The organism is Paenibacillus sp. 01T422, assembly GCF_056398785.1.
On the sequence record NZ_JBFTQB010000358.1, the window covers coordinates 1 to 5,919 of the forward strand.

General features: G+C 44.6%; 6 protein-coding genes and 1 pseudogene. 4 read left to right on the forward strand and 3 right to left on the reverse strand.

The features are described from left to right. Both AC1DUA_RS19785 and AC1DUA_RS19790 read right to left on the reverse strand, forming a co-directional pair. Positions 1 to 707, reverse strand: a 707-nt coding sequence (locus AC1DUA_RS19785) for an ABC transporter permease (protein WP_477501402.1), incomplete at its 3' end; no start/stop codon positions are given. Between the two features lie 11 nt (positions 708 to 718). Then, positions 719 to 1,654, reverse strand: coding sequence for an ABC transporter ATP-binding protein (locus AC1DUA_RS19790; protein WP_477501403.1), 936 nt, complete (start codon positions 1,652 to 1,654; stop codon positions 719 to 721). A gap of 183 nt (positions 1,655 to 1,837) precedes the next feature. Between AC1DUA_RS19790 and AC1DUA_RS19795 the strand changes: the two genes are divergently transcribed. Next, positions 1,838 to 2,968 (forward strand): sensor histidine kinase, encoded by a 1,131-nt coding sequence (locus tag AC1DUA_RS19795; protein WP_477501404.1) that lies wholly within the window; start codon positions 1,838 to 1,840, stop codon positions 2,966 to 2,968. Between the two features lie 31 nt (positions 2,969 to 2,999). Beyond that, entirely contained in the window at positions 3,000 to 3,662 is a 663-nt protein-coding gene (locus tag AC1DUA_RS19800) for a response regulator transcription factor (protein WP_477501405.1), read from the forward strand. Between the two features lie 5 nt (positions 3,663 to 3,667). Here the strand turns inward: AC1DUA_RS19800 and AC1DUA_RS19805 are convergent, their stop codons facing one another. Then, positions 3,668 to 4,525, reverse strand: a complete 858-nt coding sequence (locus AC1DUA_RS19805) for a stalk domain-containing protein (RefSeq protein ID WP_477501406.1) — start codon at positions 4,523 to 4,525, stop codon at positions 3,668 to 3,670. 189 nt (positions 4,526 to 4,714) lie between these two features. Between AC1DUA_RS19805 and AC1DUA_RS19810 the strand changes: the two genes are divergently transcribed. Beyond that, positions 4,715 to 5,347 carry a YktB family protein gene (locus tag AC1DUA_RS19810; RefSeq protein ID WP_477501407.1) on the forward strand — a complete coding sequence of 211 codons (633 nt, stop codon included), beginning with the start codon at positions 4,715 to 4,717 and terminating at the stop codon, positions 5,345 to 5,347. 111 nt (positions 5,348 to 5,458) lie between these two features. After that, positions 5,459 to 5,919 (forward strand): annotated as a pseudogene (locus tag AC1DUA_RS19815) (hypothetical protein); the annotation flags it as partial.

The window sequence follows — 5,919 nt, forward strand, 5'->3', positions numbered from 1 at the left end:
GCATTAAGGCGGGATAATGTATGTTTATCCTTTTCGCCTTGCAGCGTCATCGCCGTTGACAGGCCAGAGTATAGCAGGAACATGACCAGCATCGATGCTGCGTAATACTGCATGGCGGAATACTGGGAATTGCTCGTTGATAGATTACCTAGCTTTACATGAGTATCTGCAGAGGCAGATACATGATCTGCTGAGCCTTGGTTCTGCATAGAAACTGCTGCTTCAGCACCAATCGTGATGGCGATTGACTGTCTCTGGTTCACGCTATCAAGGAAGGAACGAAGCACCATTTGGGCTGTCAAGTTCTGCTCGTAGTTGTTCCCGAGAATCATTTCCCACTCTGCTTCCTTCCCTGCCATCACACGAGAACTGAAGTCACTAGGGATAATCAGCGCAAATTCAGAGTCGCCTAATCTAAGTCGGTTAACAGCTTCTTCACGGGTATGAATATTTGAGACTTTAATAAAATTTCCAATATCAGGGGAGTGCAGAAAGCCTTCAATACTCGTTTGGAGTGCACCCGAATCTCCCTGTACTACGTCCACTTTCACTGGCTCGATGGTCCGATCCTCTACTTTGAAAGCCCCTGAAAGCGCTGAGCCCAATATGAAAATGAGCAAAAGCGGCATAGCAAACTGGATGGCCATGACATAACGCATACGAAGCATGCGCAAAACTTCATATTTTGCAATAATCCATAACTGCATCACGCTTCCCCCTAGTCCCGTAAAGTTCTACCGGTCAACGACAGGAATAATGCCTCGAGATCCGGTTCTACCTGCGCGAGCGATTGAATTTTGACATTGTGCTTGGATAAAATGAACAGAATGTCTTGCAAATAAGCTTGCGACGATCCAACCAACAGTTCAAGCGCTTGCTCTTGGGCGTTAACCTGTTTAATTTTGGGATGATCACGCAGCTCCTTAACCGCATCCTCTGATAAACTTGCCACCTGAAGCATAATCTTGTTATCCTGTGCGACTTTGCCACGCAGCTCCTCTTGCGTGCCGCAAGCGATCAGATGTCCATGATCCATGATGCCGACACGCGTCGAAATCGCTGCTACTTCTTCCATGTAATGCGACGTGTAAATGATCGTAGACCCCATACGGTTCAAAGTTTTGACCGACTCCAGAATGTGATTGCGGGATTGGGGATCGATTCCCACGGTCGGCTCATCCATAATAATCRGCTTAGGATGATGCATAATGGCGCAAGCAATATTCAATCTCCTTTTCATTCCGCCTGAAAAAGCACTCGGCTTATCGCTAGCTCGTTCCGATAACCCGACGAATTCCAGCGCCTCCTTCACACGGCTCTGCAAGAGAGCGCCCCTTAAGCCATAAAGCCTGGCAAAAAACGTAACATTTTCCCTAGCGCTTAGACTTTCAAAAATAGCAATCTCTTGCGGAACAAGGCCAATAAGGCGTTTAACCTCGAGCGTATCCTTAGAAACGGATAACCCGTCTACAATCATTTCTCCCCCATCAATTTTGAGCAAACCACTTAGCATTTTGATCGTGGTACTTTTACCTGCTCCGTTTGGGCCCAGCAGCCCGAAAATTTCACCTTCCTGAATGGATAAGTTCAAATGATCAACGGATATTTGATTGCTGTATTTTTTTACAACATTTTTAATTTGAATAAAGCTCATAGGATCCTCTCCCTTTTCTCGACTGCTTGAATTACACTTATTGTACCTCTTTGAAATGACATCTACAGGTAGATTAAGTCATTTTACAAGGTGACAAAAGTCATAAACACGCTATAAAACATGTAAACTCACTTGTCAATTATGCTATAATTTGGCTACACGCTTGCGAAGGAAGGGAATCACTTGTTACCTTTACTGCTTATTACCCGCTACACACTCATTCTCTTCCCAGCGATTGCCTCCATGTATCTCGAAAGTTACGCGTCTAATGGTACGTATGTGTTCTTTATTCTTCTATTCTTTTGGGTCGCAGAGCTGCGGAGAACGATTTTCAAGAAATCCGTAGGGTTGCTTCTGGTCGAAATCGGGTTCAGCGGATGGCTTAGCTATACGTTTGACGGCTTATTATTCATCATCTTTTACTCCACATTGCTGACTTATCTTCCTACCTTTCATCGTCATATCCGACTTTCTTTCTTAGGTGTTCAATTGATCGCATTAAACTTGAGTTTACAAGGGCAATCAAGCAGTTATTACGCGCTAGCTAATCTCCTCTTTTTCACCCTTGCGCTGCTATTGCGGCATATGAACCAGGTGGAACAAAACAAAGTGGACATCGAACTGCTCTATGATCAGCTGCGGCGGCAGCATTATGAGCTGGATGAAGCTCGCATGCAGTTATTGGACTATGCCAGACAGGTTGAGAATATCGCTCAGTTGGATGAACGAAATCGGATTTCCCGAGATATTCATGATGATTTGGGGCATCAATTAATTCGTCTCAAAATGATGATGGAAGCCGGTTTGCGGATTTTGCCAACACAAATGAGTAAAGGCATGGAGATGTTAACCTCGGTCAAGGACCAGTTGACTGAAAGCATGGAGCTACTTAGATCAACGGTGCGTAAACTGAAACCCGATGACGACTCCATGCAGTCGTTCACCCTTAACCGGCTTATTGAAGGATTGACCAAGGAGAAAGGAATCACTATCGAGTTTGATATTCAGGGTATGCCTTACGTCCTGTATCCAAGTCTCGCCTTCATTCTATACCGGAATGCCCAAGAAGCCATCACGAATGCGATTCGTCACGGCGGGGCAACTTCTGTACAGATTCATTTAATTTATGAAACCAAACAAATTACAATGAGCGTTTCCAATAACGGGCTGCTCCCTACATCTCAAACTGTAAAAGGACTCGGAATGACAGGCATGGAAGAGCGCATCAAGCTAATTGGCGGCCAGCTGCATGTGACAATTGATTCCCCTTTTACCGTGACAACAGTCCTGCCTACTTTTCATCAATCGCACTAATGCAATCGAAGAAAGAAGGGTTGAAACAACCATGATACATGTTCTTATTACTGACGATGATCCATTTATTCGAGAAAGCTTACAATTAATTATCGGACTTGACCAAGACATTACTGTTGTTGGTACGTGCACGCATGGCGAAGAAGCTTTGGCTTTGATCCAGAGCGGTGTTCAGGTCGATGTAGTCCTTATGGACATTAGAATGCCCATCTGTGATGGCGTGGAGGGAACTTTGAAAATTAAACAAGCTAATCCCGCGATTTCCATTCTAATTCTAACGACCTTTGATGACGATGAGTTTATCGTTCAAGCGCTTCGTAATGGGGCGAGCGGCTATTTGCTGAAGAACATTTCCCCGGACCGTATCATTCAAGGCATAAAAACAGTTGAGCAAGGCAATTTGCTTATTCATCCTGACATTGCTAAGAAATTGGCAACTTTCATAAGTCCTATCCCCGCACCAAGTGTGCCCCTGCCTACTACACTCCGAGAGTATGGGTTAACTGCGAGCGAACAAGCTGTGGTCGAGAAAATATCAGAAGGCTTATCGAACAAAGAAATCGCCCAGGAGCTTTTCCTGAGCGAAGGTACGGTCAAAAATTATATAACTGAAATTCTTAGCAAGCTGAATCTCCGCGATCGCACGCAAATTGCCATCTTCTATCTAAAAAGACAATCCGGAGTAATCAGTTAATGTAGCTATTTGTTTACTTTAACGACCTCGATATTCTCCTTCGAGGAGCTACCCACCACATATTCAGGCTTATTATTGCTGTTGTTATTGTTGCTCTGAGTCAGCTTGAGTGTCGTGCGGAAGTAATGACCATTCTCGGCAAGTAAATAGTTGTATGTATTGAGTTCAGGCAGTGCATCAATAACAATCGGGCTCGACATATACGGTATCTTATCGATTTCATAGTATCGGAAGTTCTCCACATAGTCTTTGAGTGCTTTAATTTTAATAGGGTCATTCTCACCTGTGACAGTAACACCTTCATTATACGTATACGATGATTGCGGGGGCTCGTTCCCCCAAACCTTCTTCAATTCATCTTCTCCGACATAGATTTCTTCCGAATATTTCTCCTTCGCTTTACGCAGTCCGGCTGTTGGCACACCCATCCGTTCCACATCCTTTAATCGGTAGTACGTTATCTCTGTCATGTTCGTGAGGATCGGATAAGTGGCACCTCGATAGTCATAGTACTGCACATAGGGGTATTGGAACACGATTTCTGTGTAATTGATATTATTCCCCTCAGTCGGCTGTACGGGATTGATACGCGGGTTAATATAAATCGTTTTGGAACTTTCCTGCCAATTAACGACTGCCCCCAAATAATTTCCTAACTCTTTCACTGGCAAGTAGCTGCTATTGTTATAGATCAGCGGCGGATTCGTAAGTGTTACTTGCTGCCCATTCACAACTACCTTGAAATCATTTCTTAAATACGCGTCAACACGTTGCAGCACATCTTGTGCATAGACGCCTGCCGTAAAACATGTTCCCATCAAAGAGCCCAAAAGAGCGATCGCAGACCATTTCTTCATTTTCATAGCAGAATTCTCCTGTCTTTTCCAATAGATTATTCCACATATTTCGGCAAACTCCTATTTTTTCCTGCTTTTTTTGACAAAATGGGACCTTTTTCCTACATTCAATCTACGAAACTCGCAAAACATTGCAGAGCTCACTCATTTAATTTAAAATAATTGAAAAACGTAAGTGAAAAGAGGCACCTGACTATGAGCTTTACTGGATTTACACAACATGATTTCGATACGTTTGCCATAGAAGGTCTGGATGGACGAATGGAAGCCATTCGCGAGCGCATCCAACCTAAATTTAAAGCGTTAGGCGATTCGTTGGCGCAGGATCTCTCGCTGTTTGCCGGAACCGAAATGTTCTTACATATTGCCAAGCATTTAAGACGCAAAATTAACCCGCCGGTGGACACCTGGATGGCGATCTGCCCGAATAAAAGAGGCTATAAACAAGTTCCTCATTTCCAGGTTGGCCTGTTTGATGATCGCGTGTTTATCTGGCTTGCCCTCATTTATGAGCTGCCTAATAAAAGTAACATCGCTACCACGTATATGAATCAGATCGATCGTATCCAAAAGGAAATTCCCGCCGATTTCGTACTGTCCTTCGATCATATGAAAAAGGATGTCACACCGCTTGCTGATCTTGACCGGAGCGCTTGGAATGACGCACTCGTACGTTTCCGCGATGTCAAGAAAGTTGAGCTGCTGATCGGCAGAAACCTCCATTTCCAAGATCCTGTACTCACCAAACCTGACGAACTTGAAACGCTGATTAAACAAACGTTCGAAAAGCTGATTCCTCTGTATCAATTAGCGGTTGACGCGAAATAACTCGAATCCTGGAATTTTTATGTAAAACTAAGGTTATTTTAAACTAAAATTAATCCCTCCTGCACAGACTATGTTCTGTAATTCCTATTATTTGGGAAAGGAGGCGTACACATGAATCAGCCTAATATGAAAAAGCTTCTGGTGAGCACGATGGCCCTCTCGTTCGTCTTGGGAGCTACACTGCTCCCTTCACTTTCGGCTTCGGCGCAGGCTCCTTCCGGGAACCAGCAAGAGACCGTTTCGCTGCAACAAGCCGATGAGAAAGGCCACGGGCGTCATAACCGCAAATGGCCGATCATCGAGGAATCCGCCAATGTCATTGGTGTTGACAAGGAAGTGCTCGTGAAATCCCTCAAAAGCGGTAAGAGCATCGTGGAAGCAGCCGCCGACAAAGGAATCAGCGAAGCTGACCTAACGGCAAAGCTCCAGCAGCTCCGCACCGGGAAGATTGAAGTAGCTGTGAAGGATGGCAAGCTGACTGCTGACCAAGGCGAGCATATGAAGCAAAAGCTTGGCGAACATTTGAAGTTCATCCTCAACGAGAAGAACCTGCTCGACAGCCATGGCAGTAG

Bases quoted from the DNA above. Each gene is read 5' to 3' on its own strand.
- AC1DUA_RS19810 (WP_477501407.1), top strand. From the start codon at position 4,715: ATGAGCTTTACTGGATTTACACAACATGATTTCGATACGTTTGCCATA.
- AC1DUA_RS19805 (WP_477501406.1), bottom strand. From the start codon at position 4,525: ATGAAAATGAAGAAATGGTCTGCGATCGCTCTTTTGGGCTCTTTGATG.
- AC1DUA_RS19800 (WP_477501405.1), top strand. From the start codon at position 3,000: ATGATACATGTTCTTATTACTGACGATGATCCATTTATTCGAGAAAGC.